We start from the raw sequence: 24734 nt of genomic DNA on the forward strand, positions 1-24734 counted from the left end.
ATGCAACTAAATAGTATTTTAATTGTTGAAGACCAGATCAAACTGGCCCAGTTATTGGCGGATTACTTTAGCCAGTCACAATTCCAGCCCCATTGCCTGCATGACGGTAATGAGGTGATCCCCTGGGTTAAAGCACATCAAGTCGATGCCATAGTGTTAGATGTTATGCTGCCCGGAAAAGACGGCATGCAAATCTGTAAAGAAATTCGCCAGTTTTCCAATGTGCCTATCTTGATGGTTACGGCAAGGGTGGAAGAAATCGATCGTCTGCTCGGGCTGGAGCTCGGGGCTGACGATTATATCTGTAAACCTTTTAGTCCCAGGGAAGTGGTGGCCAGGGTTAAAGCCGTGCTGCGCAGGACCCAGACGGTTGAAGCCCCGGGTAAGCAACTTGAACTTGATGATGAGCGTTATCAGGCCAGCTATAACGGTCAGACCTTAGCGCTAACCGCGGTTGAATTTCAGTTGTTGAAACCGCTAAGCCGTGAGCCGGGACGGATATTTTCCCGGGAACAGCTGATGCGCAGCATGTATAATGATGACCGTATTGTCAGCGATCGTACCATTGACAGCCATATCAAAAAATTACGTAAAAAACTCACCGATATCAGTCCGGATCAGGAGTTGATCCAGTCGGTTTATGGTGTGGGTTATCGTTTGATCAGCGAATAAAGATAGTGCCGGGAGCCGTTATATAAACTCCCGGCCATTAAGCTTGCCTGACTTGATGGCCCAATTGATGTGTTCTGGCGGTTGTTATATCTTAATATTGCTCCGTAACTCTCCCCCCGGGGGAAAATTAAAGGTTTCTATCACGCCGCTATACTATGCCTGTTTTTGGTCACAGGATAAAAGTTGGCCGCTTTATCGGCGAATGCTGTTGCTATATAATTGAGTATTGAGCTGATTTCAAGCTGTGCCGGTTGCTCAGGCCGGTTGTTCAGGCCGTTGTATCCCCGGGGCTCATCAGCTTTCAACTCGCCACTTCCCGGACAAACCGACGCCACTCATCAGCCGTACCAGTTTTTTCCCGGGACTGCCGTTGAAAAATTCAGCTTGTTATTGATGCTAAAACTTATGTTTGTCCCTGGTTTAAAGGGGTTAGTCTCCTGTTGAAAGTGCAATGCAGCGGGTTAGTTTCTGGGTCTTCTTGGCGGCTTATGATTGGTTAATTCGGTTTCTGTGATAATACCGTCGCCGTTGCTGTCGATATGATTAAAGATGGTTTCATGATCGCCGCGCGGCACCGGATGTTGGCTGAATTCATCTAAAGTTACGCTGCTATCGCCATCTAAGTCAAGTTGGCTGAACTGTGGTGGTCCACGTCTTTCGTTGCGGTCATTTTGTCCGTAATCGCCATCTGCGCCGTAACTCACCTGGGAGCATAATATCAGGCTAAGCAAGGGGATTAGTTTCGTGCTGTGAGTTTTCATCTTACTGTTCCTTCTTGTGTTAAAGGTGTGGTTATTTTGATCGGGGAAATCTCCCGGTAACGAAATTAGTGTATGGGACAAATGTTTAAGAAATGTGCAAAAAAAGAGAAAGCTGTGTAAAGTTGATTAAAGATGCTTATTTTGTCTGATGGGGAAATTTTATCCGTTACAGGGCTTTAGTTGTGAGCATGGGGCAAAGTGGCACGATAAAATGCCGCTTACAGGGTAAAGACTCCCGTTTTTGCTTGCGTAACGCCCGCTATTAGTTAATTATTACGCTAATTTATTCCTTGTCATAAAAGTGTCATCTAATTTAAGCACAATGGCTTTGAGGAGTGTGGTTGTAGCTTATTGCTGCCAAGCACTTGCCTATTACTTGCTTAAAATAAAAATTTATCAGGAAATTTGTATGAACCGACAAATTTTGGTTGTTGAAGACGAAGCACCAATCAGGGAAATGATCACCTTTGTATTAGAGCAAAATGGCTTCAATACCATAGAAGCCCAGGATTATGAGCAGGCGATGTCTAAAATTGGCGAGCCTTATCCTGATCTGATTTTGCTGGACTGGATGTTGCCCGGCGGCACCGGGGTTAAGCTGGCAAAAAGCTTAAAGTTGAATGAATATACCCGTAATATTCCCATTATCATGCTCACGGCGCGCACCGATGAAGATGATAAGGTTAAAGGGTTTGATGCCGGCGTTGACGATTATGTCACTAAACCTTTTTCACCCAAAGAGCTGATTGCCCGCATTAAAGCGGTGATCCGCCGGGTTTCCCCCACGGCACTGGAAGAAGCGATTGAATTTCACGGCATGAAACTTGACCCTGTGGCACACCGTGTTTCGATCAATAATGCCAATTTAGACTTAGGTCCGACCGAATTCCGCTTGTTGCACTTTTTTATGACCCATACCGAGCGTGTCTATAGCCGCGAACAGCTGCTGGACAATGTCTGGGGCACCAATGTTTATGTCGAAGACCGTACCGTCGATGTGCATATCAGGCGTTTGCGTAAGGCGATCACCGGGCACGGGCATGAAAACTTTATTCAAACGGTACGCGGTTCAGGCTACCGATTTTCCGGGAAATTAACTAGTTAGGCTTATGCATTTTCGTTTATCTGCGCGTTCTGTTTTTATCCGGTTACTGCTTGTTTTACTGCTAAGTGCGGCCCTGGGTTTTATTTTTGGGGTTGCGCTACCGGCGCTATTGATCGCCACGCTGGCGTTATTGATCTGGCATTATCATCATTTATTTAAGTTAATCGACTGGTTATGGAAAAGTAAGGCGATTTCTCCGCCCCAGTCGGAAGGAATTTGGGGGCGAATTTATGATGGTTTGTACCGTCAGATCAAACAACAGCGAAACAAGCAGAAAGCATTAAATGAGCGTATCCGCCGCTTTCGTGACGGCGCCGAAGCCTTGCCTGATGCCGCCCTGGTACTGGCGGATGATCTCACCATACAATGGGGCAATAAAAAAGCCCACCGTTTACTCGGCATCCGCTGGCCCGGCGATCTCGGACAAAGAATCGATAACCTGCTGCGGGCGCCGGAATTTGCCAAATATCTGGAAACCGGGGTTTATGATGCCCCCTGCCTGTTAGTTTCACCGGTCAATAATGAGGTGCAGCTTGAGCTCAGGCTGATGGCTTACGGCAGCGATCAAATTTTATTACTCGCCAGGGATATCAGCCGCATTCACCGCCTGGAAGAAATGCGACGGGATTTCGTCGCCAATGTTTCCCATGAGCTAAAAACGCCGTTAACTGTGGTGCGCGGTTATGTTGAGATGATCCAAACCACTGAACATGCCCTCGACCCTCACTGGTTGCAGGCCTTTAATACCATAGAATCCCAGGTGACCCGTATGGACCGCCTGGTGGAGCAACTGCTTATTTTATCCCGGGTGGAAATACAGGCGGATATCGAAACCAATACCCCGATAGCCATGCCTAGGTTAATCAGCCAGCTGGTTGATGACGCCCAGTGGCTTAACCAGGAAAAACAGCACAAGATAACGCTTGAGCTGGATGAAGACTTAGGGATCACCGGCATAGATACCGAAATTAAAAGTGCCTGTGCCAACCTGATCTCCAATGCCATTTCCTATACCCAGGCTAACGGCAATATCCAGGTACGCTGGTGTCAGGACGGTAATAAGGGCATTTTCTCCGTTAAAGACGACGGTCCGGGCATTCGCCCGGAAGATATCAATCGCCTGACCGAGCGTTTTTACCGGGTCGATAAGTCCCGCTCCCGTGATACCGGCGGTTCAGGGCTGGGACTGGCAATCGTGAAACATGTGTTGCACCATCATAATGCCGAGCTGGGGATTCACTCTCAGGTGGGCAAAGGCAGCGAGTTTGTTATTTATTTTGAGCAAAGCCGCTTGATTGACTTAAGCGAAACGCAAGTCCAGGAGGGAGCGGCGTTGACTGACGCCTGATTGTCTCTGGGAGTTAAGGCGGTGAAAAACGACTAAAGTGAATAACCTTTAGTCGTTTTTAGTTGGCTGAAATTGCCGTTACATCAGGTGACTGTCTAAAAACTTCACCACTTTGTTCATATAGGCCTTTTGGTTTTCAGGATTAAAAAAGCCATGGCTTTCGTCGTCTACGACAAACCATTCATAACCTTTGTTTGCCTTGTCCAGGGCTGTTCTCAGGCGTTTGGCATGTTCAAACGGCGCCCGTTTATCTTTTTCTCCGTGTGCCAGCAGCAGGGGAATTTTAATATTTGCAACATGATTTACCGGCGACATGCTTTTAAGCTGGGCCTTGTCTGTGCCTAAAACCCGTTTTAAGTAACTTCGGCCGAATGCTTTCTCTCGAATATCGCCATCTTCAAACATCAGCTCCAGGTCATAGATGCCGGCGTTGGCGATGGCACATTGATAGGTATCCGGGAATTTAACTGCACTTTGGATGGCAGAATAAGCGCCAAAACTTGCCCCCATGATACAGGCATGACCGGCTTTGGCTTTATTTTGCTTAATTAACCATTGGTAAGCATCGTTAATATCTTGCTGGATCCTGGTTCCCCAGGCCCTGTGACCGGCAACGGCAAAGTCACGGCCATAGCCGTCTGAGCCACGGTAATTGACCTGTAATACTGAATAGCCGTTGAGGGCTAAATATTGTACTTGTTGTGAAAAGCTCCAGTAATTTCTTACTCCGTGCGGGCCGCCGTGTACTAGCACCACCAGTGGGGCAATGTCATTTTTATCCGTTGATTTGGCTGCGGTAAAGTAACCGTGGATCAGTTGGCCATCGGAGGCTTCTAATTGAATAGGTTCAACCTGTGCTAATTCTGCGCTGTTGAGCTCAGGTTTAAACTTGAATAAAGCGCTGATTTGGTTTTGTTTTTTATCGAATAAATAGAGGGTGCCGGGATCGATATCTGAACTTACCAGGACGACATAGATATTGCCGTCTTCGGTTTTACTGGTAATATTGACTTTACTATAGGGAAAGGTTGCCAACAGATCTTTAAATGTTTGTGCTTCCTCGGCTTTTTTATTCAATATCAGGTAAGTGGGGTAGTCTTCATCTACCCTCAGAGCATAGGCGGTACGGCCGTCCGTGGTCATTTCCACGTCGGTGATATCAACGACTTTATCGGTATAGACACTTTTATAGGAATAATCTTCCAGGTTGAGTTTGAAGATCCCGGTCAGGTCTTGCCCTTTGTTATCTAAGGTATATAAATATTTGCCTGAGGCATCAACGGATAACAGGGAAACGGATTTACCGACCAGGTCTTGTGGTGCCTGGACCCAGTCGCCGTCTTGACGTAAATATAACTGGCGATGATCGTTCTTATCAGTACCGGTCAGGGCGCGCAGCTCACCCGAAGTATCTGTGATGAAGCGGGCGAACGGAATCGGGGAAGTGCCTAATTTTCTTGTGACCTTACCGTTGTAGACATTAAGTTTCAAAACCGTCGGCAGTCGCTCGCCGGTATTACTCATCGGGGTTGAACTGATCAAGATATGTTTTTTATCTTCCTTTAAGCGATCGATGATTTCTGCCCAGCCGCGGATGGCTTTTTTCTTTTTGATATGGCTGCCGGTTTGCATTTCCCCTGCCTGGTAGCCATAGATTAACTCACCTTTTGTACCGTCATAATTGACGGCATAGAGCTCACCGTATGTGATTGGTTCTTCAAGCCAGGGATCCCGTTGGTTGATGGTGATGACAACACGCTCGTTATTTACCCAGTAATAGCGACCGATCTCTTTACGTCCCTGAAATTTGGCAGAACCGACTGGTTTCATGGTTTTACTGTCGAAAAATACCAGGGCCCTTTTTCCCTGTGAAAGTACGGCAACCGCTAAGTATTTGCCGTCGGGTGAAATTTTCGCATTTTGATATTGGGCATGGTCGAATAAGTTTTGCCAGTCTTTTGCCTGTGCGTTTAGGGCAAAGCATAAAGTTAAGCAAAGGAGTATCTTGTTGAGCACTTTTTATTAAATCCTTGTGATTGAAGTCTAATGCATTATGTTAACAAGAAATAAACATTAAGGGCAGCACAGCGCAGGGGTTTTTGCTGAAGGTTTGTAGATACCGTGATTGTTGGCTTGTTTTGAGCGTAATCCCCACGGCTTTGAGCATGATATTAACCTGTGTCGTGGCGGGGCCGGGCTTTTTACGCGAAAGGAAGAGTCAGGAGAATAAAGTTTGCTGCTGTAATATAAGTGTCATATTGCGTCAATATAATTGTCATATTAGCTTCATATAGTAAGCAAAAAATTAATTGAGCTCTTTTGGAGAAAAAAATGGCTTTTAAACGTGTATTAGGTGTTCTTGGTCTGGCGGGTATGATGAGTTTTTCAACGTTAGCGGTTGATGATAGCTTGCCTCAGTATCAAAAAGTAAGCGGAGTTTCCGGTAACTTGTCTTCTGTTGGCTCAGATACCCTGGCCAATATGATGACCTTTTGGGCGGAAGAGTTTAAGCGCACTTACCCTAACGTTAACGTGCAAATCCAGGCGGCAGGTTCTTCTACTGCGCCACCGGCTTTAACGGAAGCAACCTCGAATATCGGTCCTATGAGCCGTAAGATGAAATCCCGTGAAATTGAAGCTTTTGAAAAACGTTATGGCTACAAGCCTACCGCGGTACGGGTAGCGATTGATGCCTTAGCGGTATTTGTTCACAAAGATAACCCAATCAAAGGTTTACGTATTGATCAGGTGGATGCGATTTTTTCCAGCAACCGCAAATGTGGTGCCAATGAAAATGTGGACCGTTGGGGTGACTTAGGCTTAAACGGTGCCTGGACAGGTAAAGATGTGCAGTTATACGGCCGTAATTCAGTATCCGGTACTTACGGTTACTTTAAAAAGAAAGCCCTGTGTAAAGGTGATTTTAAAAACACGGTAAATGAACAGCCAGGCTCTGCTTCTGTAGTACAGTCGGTATCTGCTTCATTAAACGGTATCGGCTATTCAGGTATCGGTTATAAAACCTCAGGCGTACGTGCCCTGCCGTTATCGAAAAAAGATGACAACTATGTAGAAGCCAGCATGGACAATGCCGTATCGGGTAAATATCCGTTATCCCGTTACTTGTATGTTTATGTTAACAAGCACCCTAACAAGCCGCTATCTCCGATGGAAGCTGAGTTCTTGAAAATGATCCTGTCAAAATCCGGTCAGAAAATTGTAGAGAAAGACGGTTATATTCCGCTGCCGGGTAAAGTGGTACAAAAAGAATTTAAAAAGCTGGGTCTGATTTAATCCGGTGAAAGCCTGACTCAGATAAGTGAAATAAAAAAGCCTGGTAAGCCAGGCTTTTTTATAGACAGGATGTATGCCAGGTCATGGTCACATGGATGTGAAAGAATGACGTACCTGCCTTTATTCGTTATCAGCGGGAAATATCCACCATCAAGTCATCGGCAATATTTTCCAGTGCGTTGATCAGTTCATCAATCGAATCTTCATTGACGCTGATCCGGGTTTTGGCCTTAAACATGGTTTGACCCGTATGGGCGGCGGGGCTCTGGCTGCTGACCAGTTTTAATAAATTGCCCCCCTGGCGATGAACCACAGAGGTAATTTCCTGAATAATACCTTCCCTGTCATTGGCCGTCAGCTCTAACACTATATCTGCTTGCTCTGGTGAAGCTGCGGCATTACCGGTTTCAATCTGGGTCTTAAGCTCCGGAATATCGTTCAGGGCATTGATCAGTGCCTGGCTATTTTCTTCAGCGACGGCGACTTCGAGGACGCCGGCAAAAAAGCCGGATAAGTGGTGCATGCTACTGGTTTGCCAGTTGCCCTGGTGGCGGTTAATGATGTTTGATAACTTGTCCACTAATCCCGGGCGGTCCGGGCCAATAAATGAAATGACTATGTAGTTCATGCTACATTCCTTTTGTTTTTTCGGTTATGAAAATGTTGTCTTTAAATACCTGAAGGCAATGGCAGCTTAGGTTTATGAGCGTTTGCCGGAAATGCCGGGTTATCCAAGTGTTGTTACTCGCTTTCTTCTTTGTAACGGCTGAGCTGGGAAAGCTCCTTATTCAGTTGATCTTCATCTCCCAGATTTAATTCCACCAGACGGCGCAAATGGGTAATGCTGTCAATATCTATGGCATTACATTGCAGTCCGGTTTCTTCATCATGCTGATGGACAACGGCAATATGCATAGTGACTTCGGATTCTCCGTCTCCCAGGGTAAAACTTAAGGTACCTAACTTATTGACCAGAGAGTGCTCACACTCAGGGGTGGTGACCAGGGCCCCGTTAAGTGAGATGTCATGGATTGAAACGGGAAAGCTGTGATTCTCAACCGCTAATTCTGCCTTAATTGAAAATAATATCCGGGTAAACTGGCGTCGGTTTTCCATTGAAACTCGTTAAATTAATACTAGGTGTCTTTAGCATAGCTCTAGTTTAAAAAAAAGGCACCTAAATCTTTTCGATTCAGTGCCTTTGTTATTAATTTATTGTGATAAAACAAGCTATTCGCCGTTTACCCGCAAGGGAGGTTAGCTGATTTTTTTATACTTGATCCTGTGGGGTTCAACCGCCGCCGGACCTAAGGTTTTCTTCAGCCATTCGTCATATTCGGTAAAGTTACCTTCAAAGAAGTTTACCTGGCCTTCATCGCGGTAATCCAGGATATGGGTGGCGATACGGTCGAGGAACCAACGGTCATGGGAAATAACCATGGCGCAGCCGGCAAAGTCCAGTAGGGCTTCTTCCAGTGCCCTGAGGGTTTCCACGTCCAGGTCATTGGTGGGTTCATCCAACAGTAATAAGTTACCGCCGGTTTTCACCAGTTTGGCCAGGTGTACCCGGTTGCGTTCACCGCCGGATAAGTCCTTGATGAATTTTTGCTGGTCATTGCCTTTAAAGTTAAAGCGGCTGACGTAGGCGCGGCTCGGGATCTGGTAGTTGCCGATTTCGATAATATCATGGCCTTCGGAAATTTCCTGATAAACGGTTTTTGCGCCGTCCATATCGTCACGGAACTGGTCGACACTGGCCAGCTTAACGGTTTCACCGAGGTCAACTTGACCCGAATCCGCCTGTTCAGCGCCGGAGAGCATTTTAAACAGGGTAGACTTACCGGCGCCGTTTGCCCCGATAATGCCGACAATGGCGCCTTTAGGGATACTAAAGCTTAAGTCATCAATTAATACCCGGTCGCCGAACGACTTGGTTAAGTTAGTGACATCCAATACTTTATCTCCCAGACGTGGCCCGGGTGGAATATAAAGTTCATTGGTTTCGTTACGTTTTTGCACTTCCTGGCTGTTAAGCTCTTCAAAACGCGCCATACGCGCCTTGCTTTTTGCCTGGCGTGCTTTGGGATTGGAGCGTACCCATTCCAGCTCATGCTTGATGGTTTTTTGCAGGGCGCTTTCTGCTTTGCTTTCCTGCTGCAGACGCTGGTCTTTTTGTTCAAGCCAGGAAGAATAGTTGCCTTCCCATGGAATACCATGGCCGCGGTCGAGTTCGAGGATCCAACCGGCGACATTGTCGAGGAAATATCTGTCATGGGTAATGGCGACCACAGTACCTGAATAGTCATGTAAAAAGCGCTCTAACCAGGCAACCGATTCGGCATCCAGGTGGTTGGTGGGCTCGTCCAGGAGCAGCATGTCCGGCTTTTGCAGCAATAAGCGGCACAGGGCGACCCGGCGGCGTTCACCCCCGCTGAGGTTGGCAACTTTTTGCTCCCAGGCTGGTAAACGTAAGGCGTCGGCAGCCCGCTCGAGGGCATTGTCGATATTATGGCCGTCCTGGCTGTTGATGATGTCTTCAAGTTCTCCCTGCTCTTTGGCCAGGGCATCGAAGTCGGCATCTTCTTCGGCATAAGCGGCATAGACTTCATCCAGGCGCTTAATGGCATTTTTCACTTCTGAGACTGCTTCTTCTACCACTTCGCGGACACTTTTTTCTTCATCCAGCTGTGGTTCCTGCGGCAGGTAGCCGATATTGGTACCGGCAAGGGCTTTGGCTTCGCCGTCAAATTCGGTATCTACCCCGGCCATAATGCGCAACAGGGTCGATTTACCTGCACCATTAAGGCCTAATACGCCAATTTTAGCGCCGGGGAAAAAGGATAAGGAAATGTCTTTTAAGATGGTGCGTTTAGGAGGAACCACCTTGCTGACGCGATGCATCGAATAGATAAATTTGTCAGGCAATGCCATGAATAAACCTTTTTATTTTAAGGGAAATTGTGTTGTCGATATTTTAAGTTAAAGGGGCTGGGCAAGCAAATGTGTTTACGATAACTTCACTTTTTTTGCTTAAGCTCGGTTAACTAAGTTTCTGGCTGTGGTTATTTTCATTTTGGCTGTGCAAATTAGGACAACTTTCTCATATTGAAAAAATAACGGTTTGTGTAAACCCTAGGTTTTTAGTTAAGTCTATGTTTTTGTTTGCTTTGTCTTTTTGGCCTGTTTTTTGTCTCTCTCATCATCATGAAGTGTTGGCTGGCTGGTGTGTTATTGGCTTAACGGGAGTAGCAGATGAAAAACGAAATTTTAAAATCAATGATTAAAGCCTTTGCTTTATCTATATCTTGTTTTATCGCCAGTGTAAATGCCGGGCTGTTTACCTTGGATCATTCCAATCCTATTAATCCTTTAACCTTATCTGAAAGTTTTACCGCTTTTTATGATTACGGCTCACCCAATCGCAGTTCAGCCAATACCGGATATGAACAAGAGGCTACGGCAGTGATGTTTTTGGCCGAATATGACGAACAATTGGCATTATTTACTTTGTTGGATGCAAAAGGGGGGGAGCGGGTAACTCGCACAGCTGATATGACGATAAGTGATTTTAATTTGTCAGATGTGCTTCTGGTAGACGATAGTGGCGAAAGTCATGATTCCGGCTTTCAATGGCGGTGGTTCAAGTGTTGTACCGATGGCATGATCTACAGGATCCGCAATCAAGACAAGTTTGCCCTTGATATCTCTTTTACGGATATTGTCGGATTAAACAGCTTTAAATTCTTGTCTTTTCCCGATGATGTTAGCTCACCTGAAGAGCTGCCTGTCGGCACTTCATTTTCTATTCAAGGCAGAGTTCCTGGTCAGCCTTCCTCTGTACCTGAGCCATCTGCTTTGCTGATTTTTGCATGTGGGGTGATAGCCGTTGCCCTTATTCGATTAAAGATGCAAGCATAAGCGTAGTGTTTCCGGGCATTCATTAACAATAAATATCGACAAGGTTATAAATTTTGGTTCGTTACTTGCTGATTAACTATATGTTTTTATTATTCGTCAATAATTTGTAACACGGACCGCTATGTTAACCAGTATTAATACCTACACTGCCACTGCACAAACAGCCAATAATCGCCTGGAAACTGTCAGCAGCGCAGAGGAAAATACAGCTTCTGCCAGTATCGCCCGGGAAGAAACGAGCACAGCTGCAGGTAATAACCTGTTTTTATCCTCCAAAGCTGAAAAAATTAATGCCATCAGCGCGGAGTTTTTTAAAAAAGGTCCTTTGACCTCGGTAGATGTTGATAAGCTGGTGGAGCGGGCTTACGAGTATGGGCTGATTTCAAAAGCCGAGTATGGCCACCTCGCCAAGACGGCACAAGGGGAACAATCCCAGGAGGCTGAAACTCAAACCATAACGGCTTCTTTAGCCGGGTTTATTGAGGATTTTCAGCAGCGTTTCAACAGTGTCGACGCCGATGAGCAAAGCGGAGAAAGTTCTCAGGCAGAGCCAACGGAAACCGAAATAGAGATGAATAAGGCGCTTAGTTCTGCTCAGGCAATTCTCAGCGATGTTGAGCAGGCAAAAAAAGCGGACAATTTTCAACAATCCCTTAGCCATGCCATCGCCACTTTGACAGAAGTGGTCCAGTCAGACTCTTTCAGCCAATTACCTTTAGATGACAGGGTGGGCTTGAGTAAGAGTGTCCAGGCGCTGGAAGTGGTGGATAAACTCACGCCGCAAAAACAAAATAATAAGTTTATTAATCGTTATCTCGATATCTCAGCTAAATAGGTTTTGCTATCGGTAACACAGGTCGTAATGCTGTGTAATCTAAAAGTACATCAACTGTTGCTAGAATGTAAAATCTGGCTTTGTTACAATCGGTGTGACTTTCACCCGATGTGACTTCCTGAGAAATGTCGGGCTATTTTATTTGGTGATTTACCAGGTAATGCGGTTTGGTCGGAATGAATTAACCTACTTTTAGCACTTAAAAGGATTTTTATGAATAAAATAGTTTTTGCTTTCACCTCGGCTGTACTTTTGTTAAGTGGTTGTGGCGGTGGAGGCGGCGGCTCTGATAAGCCGGTGATCAGCAATCATACCCCGGTAGCCCAAATCAGTCATAACATGACTGATGTTAATGCTGTGCCATTAGGAGCTGCTCTTAATTTCAGCGGTTCACAAAGCAGTGACAGTGACGGCGATAGCCTGAGTTATAGCTGGAGTTTAAGCGATGAAAATGGCGAATCCCTGGTTTTGGCAAATGCCGACCAGATAGAGGTTAATTTTGTCGCGGTACAAGCAGGAGAATTTCGCTTATCTCTGGTGGTGAATGACGGGCAAAAAGACAGTGCCACAAAAAACATCCAATTTACTGTGCTTGACGGCACCGCGACACCGGTTCAGGCGCCTGTGGCCGACGCCGGGCGGGATCAAAATGTGCTGGTTAATGTGAGCGTGCAGCTTGATGGCAGCCAAAGTCTGGATCCCGACGGCGGCGCCATCAGTTATTTCTGGCAGTTTATCGAAAAACCCCAGGGCAGCGATGCTGCTCTTGATGATGAAACCTTGGCGCAACCCAGGTTCAGTGCAGATGTTGTCGGTGATTACCGTCTCTCCCTGGTAGTCAATGACGGTACTTTAACCAGTGAAGCGGATGAGGTGGTTATTAGCGTGGCCGCCAGTGAGGAAAACAGCAGGCCGGTTGCCAATGCAGGTGACAACCAGCATGTCCTGGTTACCGGCATTGTGATACTCGACGGCAGTTTAAGTTCAGATGCCAATAATGATCAACTCACTTATCGCTGGGAAATGCTCACTAAGCCGGAAGGGAGTTCAGCGACCCTGGTTTCCGAAACCGGCGTGCAAACAAGATTTACTGCCGATGTTGAAGGCACCTTTACATTTAGCCTGGAAGTGTTTGATGGCGCTCTTACCAGTGAAGCGGATCAGGTGGTGATCACTGTCAGTACCGACAATATGGCGCCTGTAGCGGATGCTGGAGATGACCAGCAGGTCGGGGTACATGAAAGTGTCAATCTAGATGCCGGCGGCAGTAGTGATCCCGAAGGCGGGCAGTTGCAATATAGCTGGGAATTTATCAGCAAACCACAAGGCAGTAGCAGCTATCTCGATAGTGACAATCAGGTTAATGTCAGCTTTATTCCGGACTTGGCCGGTGAATATGTGTTGTCCCTGAAGGTTTTTGACGGCTATACATTTTCTGAAGCCGATAATGTAGTGATCACGGCATCTGAACAAAGCAGTTTATTAAATGGTATGGTTTATGGAAAACTGGTCAATTCTCAAAATGTTTCTTTGATTGGCCTTAGCGTCAAGGTCAATGATATTGAGCTGACCACCAGTAGCCAGGGAGAGTTTTCCACCGAAATACAAGTGGCGGAGAATGAGACCATTACCGTCACCGTCAGTGGTGAGACTATTCCTAGTGCTGTCTATACCAGTGACGGTATCGTTAAAAGCAACGTTCCGGGCAATTATGACTTTGCCTTGTTATTACCGGTACAGAAGCTACCTGTGATGCAAACGGTGACCGGGTTATTTTTTGACTGTAACGATTATCAGGGGCAGGGTCCTGACAGCCTGGATGTTAACTTTACTCTGACAGGAGATGAATCGACCCTGTTTGAAATTGATTATGAACAGCAATACAGCCTGGAGGTGGGTGAAAACTTCAGTATTTCACTGCCGGCATACGGTGAATTTGCCGTCAGCACCGAGGGCTTTTGGCTGTCGACTATCAATGAGCCTGAGTACAGTGCGGTGACCAGTTTAACTAATTTGTATACCGGTGATATCGGTATAACTTCAATAAATGTCTGTCTGGCAGAGTAAGCTGTTTATTTAAGTGGTAAGTCGTTAAACAGGGCTCCGTTTTCGGGGCCCTTTTTATTACAGGGATGTATGTATCCGGCGAGCTCAGGATGAGCAGAAGCCGGGTGTTACAGGGATGTATGTCCGCCTGTTTCCGGTAAAGAGTGCTCCAGGCATAAGCTAAGTACTTACATCCTGTAAGCAATCCGGCGTGCCGAGGGCGAGCAGGAGCCGGAATTATTCACTTCTTTTTTTGTGCTGCAAGGCCAGAATTTTGATGATATCCCGCCAGGTGATAATGCCGACCGGCCGGTAATGGCTGTCCACCACCGGCAGGCAAGAGATATGATTATCGTAAAAGAGCACAACCGCTTCATTTAACGGCAGGTTGGCGGCGCAGGTGATCAGGTCCCGGGTCATGATCAGGTGAATTTTCTTCTGTAAATATGCCGTGTCTTTATGGGTTTCTTTATAGGTGCCTATGGCCGGACTCAAGTGCTTATAAAGATCCCTGTCGGTAAAGATGCCCACCAGTTCTTTGTTATCCGTGACCAATATATGATGAATTTGGTGTTGATCAAAAATAGCCTTGGCTTTGCCCAGATCATCGTCCATGGACAAGGTGATTAGTTTGGTTGACATATAATCGGCAATGCTCATATTTGCTCCGTGATTTTTAAAATGTAAACACCTGTTTAAAAACTGTCGTCAACTTATTGATAATGTGCTTATATATACCCAAGCCAGTTTAGGCGCAATATTCCCGGGGCTGAATTTATATCGGCACCTGTACTTTGAGCTAGTTGGCAATAACCAATAATAAATTAACATATACAAAGATGGTGCGGATGACAATGGAATTCTCCTGGTACAGGAACAGATATTTGTCATAAAAGCCATTTTCTAACAAGAAGTTAAGCAGGAAGTTTTTATGGCAAGTAATTCGTATACCCAAGCGGACGACAGGGGACAAATCACCCTGGTGGATGACGTTTTTCAATTACAACAAGCGGCATTTAAACAACAGCCTTATTTAGAGGCCAATGACCGTATTCATGATTTACAGCAGCTGAAAAAAGCCCTGCTTGGCCATCAGCAAGAGCTGGTACAGGCTTTATCTGAAGATTTTGGCTGCCGCAGCTTAGACGACAGTAAAATGGCGGATCTGATGCCAACCGTGATGGGTATCAACTATGCGATAAAACGTCTGAAAAAATGGATGAAGCCGTCCAAACGCCATGTCGGCGTGTTGTTCCAGCCGGCAAGTGGTTACGTGATGTACCAGCCGTTGGGAGTGATCGGTATTATTACCCCGTGGAATTATCCGCTGTTCTTATCTTTAGGGCCGTTAACCACGGCATTGGCCGCCGGCAACCGGGCCCTGATCAAAATGTCTGAATTTACCCCGAAAACCAATGCCGTATTGTCGAAAATGTTGGGCAGTATTTTTTCACAGGACAAGGTGGCGATTATCGCCGGCGGCCCGGATGTGGCGGCGCACTTTTCCCGCCAGCCGTTTGATCACTTGCTGTTTACCGGTTCAACCCGGGTCGGCAAAATGGTGATGGCGGCGGCGGCACAGAATTTAACTCCGGTAACCTTAGAGCTGGGGGGGAAATCCCCCACCATTATCGATGACACCATAGCGATAAAAGACGCGGTTTCGCGGCTGATTTTAGGGAAAACCCTTAATGCCGGGCAAACCTGTGTTGCCCCGGATTATATTTTATGTCCTAAGGGACGTATTGAAGAGCTTAAGCAGGCCTTTGCCGACTGGTTCAGCAAGATGTACCCGGATATTGCCAATAATAAGGACTACACCAGTATTATCAATGAGGCGCAGTTTGAGCGGTTAACGGCCTGGCTCGAAGATGCCAGAGAAAAAGGTGCGGAAATTATCGAGCTCGGCGACGATAGCGGCGCTGCCTGCAAGGAGCAAAGGAAAATTCCCCTGACCTTGGTTTCCGGGGTCAGTGATGATATGACCCTGATGCAGGAAGAAATTTTTGGTCCGCTGTTGCCCATTGTTGAATATGATTCACTCGATGACGCCATCACTTATGTCAATGACAGGCCCAGACCGCTGGCGTTATACCTGTGCAGTTTTGATGAACAGGTCCAGCAAAAAGTGCTGCAGCAAACCCATGCCGGCGGTGTCTGCCTGAATGAATCGGCAATGCAGGTGGCGCAGGATGATATGCCCTTTGGCGGCGTAGGGCCTTCCGGTATGGGGCATTATCATGGCCATGAAGGCTTTTTGACCTTATCGAAGGCAAAATCTGTGCTGAAAAAAGGCAAGCGCAATAGCTCCAGTCTGGCCTTTCCCCCTTATGACAAACTGGTACATAAACTGATTTATAAACTCTTTTTACGCTAGTGGTGTAGAGCATATTAGCAACGGATATAACAATAACGACAAGGACTTGAAAGGATTTGATATGAGTAATAACAGCAGTACAGGGGTAGATTTAAACGGCCTTAACAGCGTATTTGATTTGGTGCAACAGGCCATGACCAAGTTCGCCGACAAACCGGCGTTTAGCTGTTTGGGGCAAACCCTGAGTTTTAAGGAAGTCGAGCAGCAATCACGGGCACTGGCCAGTTACCTGCAAAATCATACTAAGCTGGTGCCGGGGGATCGTATTGCCATACAGTTACCCAATATTATCCAGTTTCCGATTGCCGCTTATGCCGCCATGTCTGCGGGTTTAGTGATCGTTAATACCAATCCTTTATACACCACCCGGGAGATGGCGCACCAGTTCAGCGACGCCGGGGTTAAAGGCATTATTGCCTATGGGGATGTGGTGCCAAAGCTCGCGGAAATAATCGCTGATACTGAGCTTGAAACCTTGATCGTTACCAAAACCGATGATTTACTGACCGGTGAGCAGGATATTGCTAACTTGCTCAGCAAGGAGCTGTTGGACAACTTGCCGGCTCCTGTCTCGCTTTGCAGTTTTAACGGCGCTCTTGCTTTGGGTAAAGCGCAGGCGCCCCGGGCAGTTCAGCCGGAAAGCCTGGAAGCACTCGCTTTATTACAATACACAGGCGGTACCACAGGATTGTCAAAAGGGGCCATGCTCAGTCACGCTAATCTGGCGGCGAATGTCCAGCAGACCCATGAAAGGTTTGCGCCGGTATTGCAGCCGGGAGAAGATATCTATATTTGCCCCTTACCCCTGTATCATATTTACGCCTTTATGGTGAACCTGTTACTGGCGGCGTCTCAGGGGGCCCATAACGTGCTGATCGCCAATCCCAGGGATCTCGATGCTTTTGTCAATGAAATCAAGCCCTATGCTTTTACCAGCTTTACCGGTATCAATACCTTGTTTGTCGGCTTATGTCACCATGACGGCTTTAAGCAACTGGACTTTTCCCGGTTAAAACTGACGATATCCGGCGGCAGCGCCCTGACGCAAAATGCCGCCAACTTATGGCACCAGCTTACCGGCTGTACCATCTCCGAAGGTTACGGCTTATCGGAAACTTCGCCTGTGCTGTGCTTTAATACCCCGGGTAAAGAAAAACTCGGCACCATAGGCTGGCCGTTAATTGATACCGAGATAGAAATCTGGGATGAAGACAACCGGGTTTTAGCCAGAGGTGAAACCGGGGAAATTGTCGCCCGGGGGCCGCAGGTAATGTCCGGCTACTGGCAGCAAGCCCGCGCCAGTGAACAGGCCTTGGTAAAAGGTTTCTTTAAAACCGGCGATATTGGCTTTATCCATGAGGATGGCCGGGTACAAATTGTTGACCGCAAAAAAGACATGATCCTGGTGTCCGGCTTTAATGTCTATCCCAATGAAATTGAGGAAGTGCTGGCGCTGCACCCGAAAATTTTGGAGTCGGCGGTGGTGGGACATGCCGATGAACATTCGGGGGAAAAAGTTTGTGCTTATATTGTGCTGGAAGAAAATGATCCGCAATCCCCGGATTTTGCCGAATACCTGATCGCCGAGCAGATCACCGCCTATTGCCGCAGTCAGCTCAGTGCCTATAAGGTGCCAAAAGAATATCATTTTGTTGAGGAACTGCCAAAATCCACGGTAGGCAAGGTCTTGCGCCGGGAATTGCGTTAAAACATCAGGTCAGTTGCCAGGCCGGCTTTTTAAGGTTGCAGCTGGCCCTGGGCATTGACCGGCACCCCGATAACATAATCGAGCTCGGCCTTGGCGGTTAAAAATTGCCCCAGGGCCTGGATATGATTACTCCGGGTCTGGGTGAGCAGGTCCTGGGCATCGAGCACGTCATTGGAGCTGCCCAATTGCTCCTTGTAGCGTATCTGGCTGACGCGGAAATTTTCTTTGGCCAGCGCCAGCGATTGTTGCAATACCTTAAGGTTATTGTCTGCCTCCTGTAATTTTAGCCACACGGCGTGGACATCTGCCTGGAATTGGTTTTTTTGTTGCCGCAGATCTAAAGCTAACCGGCGAAGATTGTAGTCAACGGCGGCAACCTGCTGTGAAGTTTTCCCCCATTGCCAGAAATTCCACTGCAGCGACAAAGTCACCTGGGTTTCGGTAATGGAGTTATCAAAACTTGAGTTAAAGGCGCTGGAGCCACGCTGCAGGTTGAGATCCAGGCTGGGTTTCATATCGGCTTTGGCGATATTACGATCTTCTCGGGCAATATCAATGTCGAGCTGTGTCTGTTTCAGCTCGGCCCTGTGGGCCAAAGTATAATTGACGGCATCCTGATAACGCCACTTTACCGGGCTGTAGTCAAGCTGCCCCCGGGTATTAAAGGCAAAGGTGATTTCACGATCCATCAAAATATTCAACTGGCGTTTGGCATCGAGCACGTTATTTTTACTGACCAGCAACTCCTGGAGGCCGCTGGAGACCCTGACCTTGGCCTGCAATACATCATTACTCCAGATCAGGGCATTGGCGTACATATGCTCGGCATTGGCCTGGTGTTGTTTGAGGCGTTCCAGGGATTCTTGTGACTCGGCCACCAGCAGCTGGGCGGTTAATAACTGGTACCAGGCGCTTTTGAGATCAAATAACAGCTGCTCCCGGGTGCGCGCCAGATTGAGCCGGGCGTCTAACTGGTCCAGGGCGGATTTTTTATAGTTAGCTAACAGGGCGGGACGATACAGGGGTTGTGACAAGGTTAATCGCGCGGAGTACAAGGTATCATCCGGGGTATCGGCGGCATTTCCCTGGAGCACTTTTTCCCCGCTGCTGCTTGCTGAAAAGTTGGGCAAGAGTTGGCGAAAGGCTGCTTTTTCGCTGGCATCTTTTGCATAGCTATTTTCCTGCTGCCCCAGCAATATCGGGTTTTGCTTAAAGGCCAGTTCGGTAATTTGCTCAAAGCTGAGTTTGGCGCTGTCCTGGGCTATGGCGCTGAGGCCGGTGCTGAACAGCAGTGCCAGCTTAATGAGAAGCTTAATCGGCTTAAGTAAATTGATGGAACCGGCTATGGTCATATCCTGTTTCCCCGTTATTGCTGCGGCAACCAGTTTTCTAATTCGACATAGCGACCCGATAAGATCTGGTTATTGTCTGCCTGCACAGACCAGATGATGCGCCGTAAACCGCTGGCGGGGTCGATATGGGGAAAGATCTGTTTTAAGTGTACCTTGCCCACCACCTGCTTGTTGATGGTAATAGCGGTTTCCTGTCCCGGACTCAGGTATTGAATAAAGTCAGGGGGAACATCGATGGACAGTACCAGCTGGTTTAATGTCGCATATTCCATAATAGGGGTGCCTGATTTGACCCATTCGTTGATGCTGGCATCCTGTGTGACTATGGTGCCGTCGAAAGGGGCGTGAATGACGCAGTTGGCCAGGGCGATTTTTGACAACGCCAGCTGCGCCCGGGCGGCCTCTTCTTTGGATTTGGCCATCTCAATCTCAAAGTCGGCTTCAACCAGGGCAATATCCGAGAGAATGTTTTCCTTGACCAGGCGCGCGGTTTTATTGCGTTTATGCTCAGCCGCTTTCAGGGCAGACGCTGCCGACTGCATCAGGGCCTGGTTCTTGTGCATATCCGCCCTGGCCTTGTTATCATCAATGCGTGCCAGTATCTCCCCCTTGGCCGCTGACTTGCCGTTGCCCAGCATTTCCAGTAGTAGCCCCCCCTGGGAAAAGGCGATTTTGACTTGTTCGCCGGGCAGTACCACGCCGCGTAAATGTATGCTGGGGTCGATTTTTCCGGCGGCATACGCCGGTATTGCCGTCAGTAGATAGGTCAAGCCGACTACCAGGAAATAAGCCGGAATAAGTCTTTTTATAACCATAAGTCTGCCCGCAGTATTTTTCTGATTTCATGGAAAATATGCCGCCAAAGCGGCTGGTGCTCGCCAAAGATCAGGGCATCACCCGATAGCCCCAGCGGCGCCGGGGGAGCATTTTCTGCCGGTAACAGCTGCATCCTGACCTTGAAACTTTGTTCGACATCTTCCAGGGTGGCCACCGGCGAGATGGTGGTAATTTTCCCCCGGTAGATCTCGGCCGGGCTGCCGGTCAGTTTTATCCGCCCCAAATTGCCGGTTTGCAGCAGGTAAACATCGCGCTGGTCAACAATGACATCGATATAGCGCTCTGTAGCATCCACCATGGTTAATATTTCGCCGTTTTGCTCGAAGAAACGTCCCTGCAGTGCCTGCGGCGGCATGCCTTCCACCCGCCAGTGGCCGGGAGGAGGGTAGATATCCAGCTGCCTGAGCTGATTGTCCACCTGGTTGAGTTTGTCCCGGATCAGCGCCAGCTGTATCAGCAGCTGGCGGTTTTTGGCCTGCTCTTTTTCCGACAGGGCTATGGTTTGTTGTAACCTCAGTGCCGCCTGCTCCGCCAGATAGGCTTTTCGGGTCAGGTTGAGCTCGGGCGAAGACAGGGATAAAAGCAAGGGCTTCTGCATTGTCGCCAGCTGTCTTTGCTGATCATAACCGACATAGGTCACAAAAGCGTTTTGCGGGGCATAAAGGGTCACCCGGGTGCTTTCTATGATACCCTCTGAGCGGATACGCATCTGGGGCTGCCAGAAAATCAGTACCAGCAATACCAGCAACAGGCCGCCAAGGGTGCGTTTTTGCCGCTTGCTGGAACTCCAGAAAAAGGTTTTATGCCAGTGCACTAAAGTTTCCCCCCAAGTGCCGGTAAGTTTTTTCATCAACAGGTAAAACAGATAGAGAAAGCCGAGGTTGGCAAAAAAGCCGAACTCCCTGGAAACCAAACCATAACCTATGATGCCGATAGCACTGAGAATAATGGCCATATACAGGGCGACCAGGCCGCCATAGATCAGATAAATGCGTTTTTCCCGCGGCGAAGGACTGAGCGGCGGCTCGGTATCAAGCCGCAGTATATGGCGCTTAATGGACCAGGAAAACCAGGCGGTGGAGTTTTGCCGCAGGTTTTCCATTTCCAGCATATCGGTGAGGATATAGTAGCCGTCAAACTTGAGCAGCGGATTGAGGTTAATAAAAAGCGAACTGGCGGTGCTGATGGTCATCAGGACAAAAGCGACAAAACCCAAAGGATTGGAGACATCGATTAACAGCCATAGCAGGGCAGCCAGTGCCGCCAGTAACAGCTCGACCCAGACACCGGCCAGGGCGACATAAATTTTATGGCGTTTATGCTCAAACAGCCAGGCATCATTGACATTGCAGTACAGGCAGGGCTGGAATGCCAAAAATAAAAAGCCCATATCGTGCACGTCGCCGCCGAAATGCTTGCAGGTGAGGCCATGGCCGCATTCGTGCAGGGCGATGGCCCCCAGGGCAATAAACCAGATGGCGAGCAGGCCGCCGAGGTTCCCCTGGTTACTGAGGTAAATACGGTTGAAGTCCTGTAAAAATCGCTCCCCCTGAAACAGGACCAAAACAAAGGCGATGACCACTAAGCTGATTTGCCAGCGTACCGCGGTCGGTGTCCATAAAAAGCGGATGCGGTCGATAATGCGGTCAAAAAAAGCATTGGGGTTAACCAGATGAAAACGCAGGAACAGCAAACTGCCTTTGGCCTGCAAGATCTTTTTTCGCCGCTCTTCCCGGTTTCTTTCCAGCAAAGCGGCGGTTTCTTCCTGGCGGCTGCGTTTGAGCAAATGTAAGTCTTTGCAGGAGTCGTAAATATCCTGCAGGGCTTCGAGGTCAAATTCATATTGCTGTGACTGCCGGTTAAAGGTTTCCACCAGCTGCTCCAGGGTTTGCTTATTATCAAACAGGGTCAGCATCTGGTACTGGGCCTGATCAAAATGATAATACTCCTGTTTATCAGGCTCTTTGATGACATAAGTGGTTTTCCCCCGCTGCACCAGTTCACGGATTTTTAAATCGAGCCTCAGCGGTGGCGGAATAATGGCTTCCATGGCGTTACCAGCCGAAATTAAAAGCAAAGAAGTTGCTGATGCGGCGCCATATTTTGACCAGGGCTGAGGTTTTCGGCGTGGTGATTATGGCCTGTCCGGTCATGCCGGGACGCAGCTGGTAGGGGGCATGGGCAATTTCTACTTCGGCAATAAAGCCGGTGTTGGTTTCCTCGCTTTCGAGCTCGGAAGTAGACTCGAGCACGGTATTGGGGGTTTCATAGGCCTGGCCGATATGGCGGACAATACCGGTAAAGTATTCACCCGGCTGGGAGCGCATAACGCCTTTGACCCTTTGGCCGACTTCGATGTCGGTTAAATCGGTTTCCGGGATATGGACGATCACCAGCAGGTTTTCTGGGTTGACGAAACGCATGATTTCTTCCCCTAAGGCAAAATAGCGTCCGGTTAATTCCTGCGGTCTCGGGGTTAAAACGATGCCGTCTATGGGGGCGCGGATATTGACCTGCTCCAAATCGTATCTGGCTTTGACCACCTGGGCGTTTACCGCGGCCCGTTCGATTGCGGACTTGCTCATTAAGGCGGCATCAGACTCCGCCCGGGCTTCGATTATTTGCCGGTCTAAAATGGCCAGTTTTGCCTCGGCTTCTACCAGGGTGAGCCTGGGCAGGGCGGGGTCGAGTTTGGCGATAATATCCCCAGACTTCACTGTTTGCCCTTCTTTGACCAGGATGTTTTCCACCCGCCCGGCTACGGGCAAAAAAGCGCCGACGCCGAGCCTGGCTTCGACTATGGTCTGGCCGGAAACAAAGCGGAAAAAAGGTGCGTAATGCAGTACTTCGAGTAGTAATATCGAGGCCAAGATCAGGGTCAGGGATTTTTTCTTGCCGGTAGCGAGCATTTTTTGCCCTTTTTGCCCGATATTGCTTAAGGTAGCGCTAAAAGGGATACTTTTAAATAAACTGGCATTGCGCAGGGCAACCGTGGCCTGGGTGGCGAGAATATGCAATAAGTCGGTTTTGCCCTGGCCGGCAAAATGGGATTTATCGCTTTCAAACCAGAGCACCCCCAGGATACCTTCATCGTCTTCGAGCGGCACCGCCCAAAAGGCATTTAATTCATGTTTTTCCAGGTAGTTGATCCAGGCGTTAGCGCCGCCTTTGAGGGTTTTTTTATAGCTGAGGCGATCGGCAACATAAGAGCTGCGCCCTAAGGTTCTGATTTGCTCCATCAGGGCCAGTTGCTCTTGCTGTTTTTCCTGTTTGATGTCTATGGCCTCGCCGCCGGATAATACCCTGAGTTTGAGTACCTTGCGGTTTTCATCCCATAAGGCAATGGCGCCGCCGGTGATTTCCACCAGTTCATTGGTTTTATTGACGACATAATCGAGTACCTGTTCAATATCCAAAGTGGCGACCACTTCCTTGGAAATGGTCATCAGGATATTCATTTCCTTGACCAGGCTTTCTACTTCCAGCAGACGGGCATTTCTCATCGACAGGGAAGCGGCAACCGCCAGCTCTTTTACCAGCTCGCAGTCTTCTTCATCAAACCTGTGGTTAACGCCGCTTTTTTTGTTGATCACCTGGATGGCGCCGTAGGACTCGTTACTGACGGTCAGGGGCACACAAATCATCGAATGGGTGATAAAGCCGGTATTTTTATCGACTTCGGCATTAAAGCGGGGATCTTTGCCGCAATCCATGATCAGCTCAGGTTGCTGGTTTTCGACCACGGCGCCGACCACGCCGACACCAAAAGGTAAACGCAGGCCGATCACCCGGTTTTTCGCGGTGCCTTTGGCCAGGTGGCAGACATTCTGGTTTTTTGCTTTATCCACTAACCACAAAGAGCCGGACTCTGCATCCAGGGCTTCCAATACCCGGTCAAAAACGATCGCCACCAGCTGTTTCACCCCTTTTACATTACTGATAAATTCCTGTAAAAGCTGGCGTGAAATCGTCAAGCGCTTGATGGTTTTTTCCAGTTGACGTATTTGTTGTTGTTGAGCGTCCAAAGTTGCTTTGCCCTGCCGCTTAAGGCATTAAAAGTGAAGACTAATTCGTTCCGATGTCTTTAAGAATAGATGATATTTACCATTAAAATTAACTAATGACTCACTTGATAACAAAACTCATAAAAAGCTGAGAATAAGACTGGTAATAAAGCTGTTAGTAAGACTAGTTATAAGACCTGTAGCTCAATCAATAGTCAAATGAAAGAAAGACTTACCAGAACAAGTACTGTTCCGGTAAGTCTGAAGTTTATCGGGGCGGCGGCTATTTATCCGCCACCCGGTTGGCGGTTAAGGCCGGGGGCGGTTAGTGACCTGTTTGGCCTTGATCTGATGTACATTGGCGGTAATCTGTGCCTGTCTTGCTTTAGAGCGTGCCATGGCTGCGCTTGCCGCTGTTTTTACTTCATTCAGTTTGTTTTGTGGAATAGTCATATCCATTCTCCTTGGGTATTTAAG

Annotated in this window: 20 protein-coding genes; 9 read left to right on the plus strand and 11 right to left on the minus strand. The window is 48.0% G+C overall.

What is annotated here, in order from left to right; genetic code table 11:
• Nucleotides 1-672 carry a response regulator gene (locus QL234_RS03505; RefSeq protein ID WP_281556460.1) on the plus strand — a complete coding sequence of 224 codons (672 nt, stop codon included), beginning with the start codon at nt 1-3 and terminating at the stop codon, nt 670-672.
• A gap of 461 nt (nt 673-1133) precedes the next feature.
• Here QL234_RS03505 and QL234_RS03510 read toward each other — a convergent pair whose 3' ends face one another.
• Nucleotides 1134-1433, minus strand: coding sequence for an EF-hand domain-containing protein (locus QL234_RS03510; protein WP_281556461.1), 300 nt, complete (start codon nt 1431-1433; stop codon nt 1134-1136).
• 409 nt (nt 1434-1842) lie between these two features.
• Here QL234_RS03510 and phoB point away from each other — a divergent pair, with 409 nt between their 5' ends.
• Both phoB and phoR read left to right on the plus strand, forming a co-directional pair.
• The gene (gene phoB, locus QL234_RS03515) at nt 1843-2538 is read left to right on the plus strand and encodes a phosphate regulon transcriptional regulator PhoB (protein ID WP_044835796.1); all 696 of its coding nucleotides are present in this window, start codon (nt 1843-1845) and stop codon (nt 2536-2538) included.
• A gap of 4 nt (nt 2539-2542) precedes the next feature.
• A complete protein-coding gene (gene phoR, locus QL234_RS03520; RefSeq protein ID WP_281556462.1) occupies nt 2543-3886 on the plus strand; it encodes a phosphate regulon sensor histidine kinase PhoR in 1344 nt (447 codons plus the stop codon).
• A 78-nt stretch (nt 3887-3964) separates the two neighbouring features.
• Here the strand turns inward: phoR and QL234_RS03525 are convergent, their stop codons facing one another.
• Nucleotides 3965-5902 carry an alpha/beta fold hydrolase gene (locus QL234_RS03525; RefSeq protein WP_281556463.1) on the minus strand — a complete coding sequence of 646 codons (1938 nt, stop codon included), beginning with the start codon at nt 5900-5902 and terminating at the stop codon, nt 3965-3967.
• 315 nt (nt 5903-6217) lie between these two features.
• Here QL234_RS03525 and QL234_RS03530 point away from each other — a divergent pair, with 315 nt between their 5' ends.
• Entirely contained in the window at nt 6218-7180 is a 963-nt protein-coding gene (locus tag QL234_RS03530; protein ID WP_044835793.1) for a phosphate ABC transporter substrate-binding protein, read from the plus strand.
• 130 nt (nt 7181-7310) lie between these two features.
• Here QL234_RS03530 and QL234_RS03535 read toward each other — a convergent pair whose 3' ends face one another.
• The 3 genes from QL234_RS03535 to ettA all read right to left on the minus strand — a co-directional run bounded on the left by QL234_RS03535 (nt 7311) and on the right by ettA (nt 10111).
• On the minus strand, nt 7311-7808 hold the full coding sequence (locus QL234_RS03535; RefSeq protein ID WP_281556464.1) for an ACT domain-containing protein: 498 nt from the start codon (nt 7806-7808) through the stop codon (nt 7311-7313).
• Between the two features lie 113 nt (nt 7809-7921).
• Nucleotides 7922-8296, minus strand: coding sequence for a PilZ domain-containing protein (locus tag QL234_RS03540; RefSeq protein WP_281556465.1), 375 nt, complete (start codon nt 8294-8296; stop codon nt 7922-7924).
• Between the two features lie 141 nt (nt 8297-8437).
• The gene (ettA, locus tag QL234_RS03545; RefSeq protein WP_281556466.1) at nt 8438-10111 is read right to left on the minus strand and encodes an energy-dependent translational throttle protein EttA; all 1674 of its coding nucleotides are present in this window, start codon (nt 10109-10111) and stop codon (nt 8438-8440) included.
• A 321-nt stretch (nt 10112-10432) separates the two neighbouring features.
• On the opposite strand from ettA, the gene QL234_RS03550 reads away from it, so the two are divergent.
• The 3 genes from QL234_RS03550 to QL234_RS03560 all read left to right on the plus strand — a co-directional run bounded on the left by QL234_RS03550 (nt 10433) and on the right by QL234_RS03560 (nt 14000).
• Nucleotides 10433-11098 carry a hypothetical protein gene (locus QL234_RS03550; protein WP_281556467.1) on the plus strand — a complete coding sequence of 222 codons (666 nt, stop codon included), beginning with the start codon at nt 10433-10435 and terminating at the stop codon, nt 11096-11098.
• A 121-nt stretch (nt 11099-11219) separates the two neighbouring features.
• Nucleotides 11220-11933, plus strand: a complete 714-nt coding sequence (locus QL234_RS03555) for a hypothetical protein (protein WP_281556468.1) — start codon at nt 11220-11222, stop codon at nt 11931-11933.
• Nucleotides 11934-12146: 213 nt separating this feature from the next.
• Nucleotides 12147-14000 (plus strand): PKD domain-containing protein, encoded by a 1854-nt coding sequence (locus QL234_RS03560; protein WP_281556469.1) that lies wholly within the window; start codon nt 12147-12149, stop codon nt 13998-14000.
• 216 nt (nt 14001-14216) lie between these two features.
• Here QL234_RS03560 and QL234_RS03565 read toward each other — a convergent pair whose 3' ends face one another.
• Nucleotides 14217-14639 (minus strand): CBS domain-containing protein, encoded by a 423-nt coding sequence (locus QL234_RS03565; protein WP_281556470.1) that lies wholly within the window; start codon nt 14637-14639, stop codon nt 14217-14219.
• Nucleotides 14640-14910: 271 nt separating this feature from the next.
• Between QL234_RS03565 and QL234_RS03570 the strand changes: the two genes are divergently transcribed.
• Together QL234_RS03570 and QL234_RS03575 are read left to right on the plus strand one after the other, a co-directional pair.
• Nucleotides 14911-16356: a coniferyl aldehyde dehydrogenase gene (locus tag QL234_RS03570; protein ID WP_281556471.1), complete on the plus strand. Its 1446-nt coding sequence runs from the start codon at nt 14911-14913 to the stop codon at nt 16354-16356.
• A 61-nt stretch (nt 16357-16417) separates the two neighbouring features.
• Complete coding sequence (locus QL234_RS03575) at nt 16418-18064, plus strand: AMP-binding protein (RefSeq protein WP_281556472.1); 1647 nt, start codon at nt 16418-16420, stop codon at nt 18062-18064.
• A 29-nt stretch (nt 18065-18093) separates the two neighbouring features.
• Here QL234_RS03575 and QL234_RS03580 read toward each other — a convergent pair whose 3' ends face one another.
• The 5 genes from QL234_RS03580 to QL234_RS03600 all read right to left on the minus strand — a co-directional run bounded on the left by QL234_RS03580 (nt 18094) and on the right by QL234_RS03600 (nt 24710).
• A complete protein-coding gene (locus QL234_RS03580) occupies nt 18094-19416 on the minus strand; it encodes a TolC family protein (RefSeq protein WP_281556473.1) in 1323 nt (440 codons plus the stop codon).
• Nucleotides 19417-19430: 14 nt separating this feature from the next.
• The gene (locus tag QL234_RS03585; RefSeq protein WP_281556474.1) at nt 19431-20231 is read right to left on the minus strand and encodes an efflux RND transporter periplasmic adaptor subunit; all 801 of its coding nucleotides are present in this window, start codon (nt 20229-20231) and stop codon (nt 19431-19433) included.
• On the minus strand, nt 20222-22303 hold the full coding sequence (locus QL234_RS03590) for an HlyD family efflux transporter periplasmic adaptor subunit (protein WP_281556475.1): 2082 nt from the start codon (nt 22301-22303) through the stop codon (nt 20222-20224). Before QL234_RS03590 ends, QL234_RS03585 begins: the two co-directional genes overlap by 10 nt.
• A 4-nt stretch (nt 22304-22307) precedes the next feature.
• A complete protein-coding gene (locus QL234_RS03595) occupies nt 22308-24278 on the minus strand; it encodes a GAF domain-containing protein (RefSeq protein WP_281556476.1) in 1971 nt (656 codons plus the stop codon).
• Nucleotides 24279-24566: 288 nt separating this feature from the next.
• Entirely contained in the window at nt 24567-24710 is a 144-nt protein-coding gene (locus tag QL234_RS03600) for a hypothetical protein (protein WP_281556477.1), read from the minus strand.
• Nucleotides 24711-24734 lie beyond the last annotated feature (24 nt).

Source organism: Thalassomonas sp. RHCl1 (genome assembly GCF_947387555.1).
Lineage (GTDB): Bacteria > Pseudomonadota > Gammaproteobacteria > Enterobacterales > Alteromonadaceae > Thalassomonas.

What these genes read in the sequence shown, in the direction of transcription:
- QL234_RS03580 (WP_281556473.1), bottom strand. Translation starts at nt 19,416, where the DNA reads ATGACCATAGCCGGTTCCATCAATTTACTTAAGCCGATTAAGCTTCTC.
- QL234_RS03510 (WP_281556461.1), bottom strand. Translation starts at nt 1,433, where the DNA reads ATGAAAACTCACAGCACGAAACTAATCCCCTTGCTTAGCCTGATATTA.
- QL234_RS03505 (WP_281556460.1), top strand. Translation starts at nt 1, where the DNA reads ATGCAACTAAATAGTATTTTAATTGTTGAAGACCAGATCAAACTGGCC.
- phoB (WP_044835796.1), top strand. Translation starts at nt 1,843, where the DNA reads ATGAACCGACAAATTTTGGTTGTTGAAGACGAAGCACCAATCAGGGAA.
- QL234_RS03540 (WP_281556465.1), bottom strand. Translation starts at nt 8,296, where the DNA reads ATGGAAAACCGACGCCAGTTTACCCGGATATTATTTTCAATTAAGGCA.
- phoR (WP_281556462.1), top strand. Translation starts at nt 2,543, where the DNA reads ATGCATTTTCGTTTATCTGCGCGTTCTGTTTTTATCCGGTTACTGCTT.
- QL234_RS03560 (WP_281556469.1), top strand. Translation starts at nt 12,147, where the DNA reads ATGAATAAAATAGTTTTTGCTTTCACCTCGGCTGTACTTTTGTTAAGT.
- QL234_RS03555 (WP_281556468.1), top strand. Translation starts at nt 11,220, where the DNA reads ATGTTAACCAGTATTAATACCTACACTGCCACTGCACAAACAGCCAAT.
- QL234_RS03550 (WP_281556467.1), top strand. Translation starts at nt 10,433, where the DNA reads ATGAAAAACGAAATTTTAAAATCAATGATTAAAGCCTTTGCTTTATCT.
- QL234_RS03585 (WP_281556474.1), bottom strand. Translation starts at nt 20,231, where the DNA reads ATGGTTATAAAAAGACTTATTCCGGCTTATTTCCTGGTAGTCGGCTTG.
- QL234_RS03575 (WP_281556472.1), top strand. Translation starts at nt 16,418, where the DNA reads ATGAGTAATAACAGCAGTACAGGGGTAGATTTAAACGGCCTTAACAGC.
- QL234_RS03565 (WP_281556470.1), bottom strand. Translation starts at nt 14,639, where the DNA reads ATGAGCATTGCCGATTATATGTCAACCAAACTAATCACCTTGTCCATG.
- QL234_RS03590 (WP_281556475.1), bottom strand. Translation starts at nt 22,303, where the DNA reads ATGGAAGCCATTATTCCGCCACCGCTGAGGCTCGATTTAAAAATCCGT.
- QL234_RS03535 (WP_281556464.1), bottom strand. Translation starts at nt 7,808, where the DNA reads ATGAACTACATAGTCATTTCATTTATTGGCCCGGACCGCCCGGGATTA.
- QL234_RS03600 (WP_281556477.1), bottom strand. Translation starts at nt 24,710, where the DNA reads ATGACTATTCCACAAAACAAACTGAATGAAGTAAAAACAGCGGCAAGC.
- QL234_RS03570 (WP_281556471.1), top strand. Translation starts at nt 14,911, where the DNA reads ATGGCAAGTAATTCGTATACCCAAGCGGACGACAGGGGACAAATCACC.
- ettA (WP_281556466.1), bottom strand. Translation starts at nt 10,111, where the DNA reads ATGGCATTGCCTGACAAATTTATCTATTCGATGCATCGCGTCAGCAAG.
- QL234_RS03530 (WP_044835793.1), top strand. Translation starts at nt 6,218, where the DNA reads ATGGCTTTTAAACGTGTATTAGGTGTTCTTGGTCTGGCGGGTATGATG.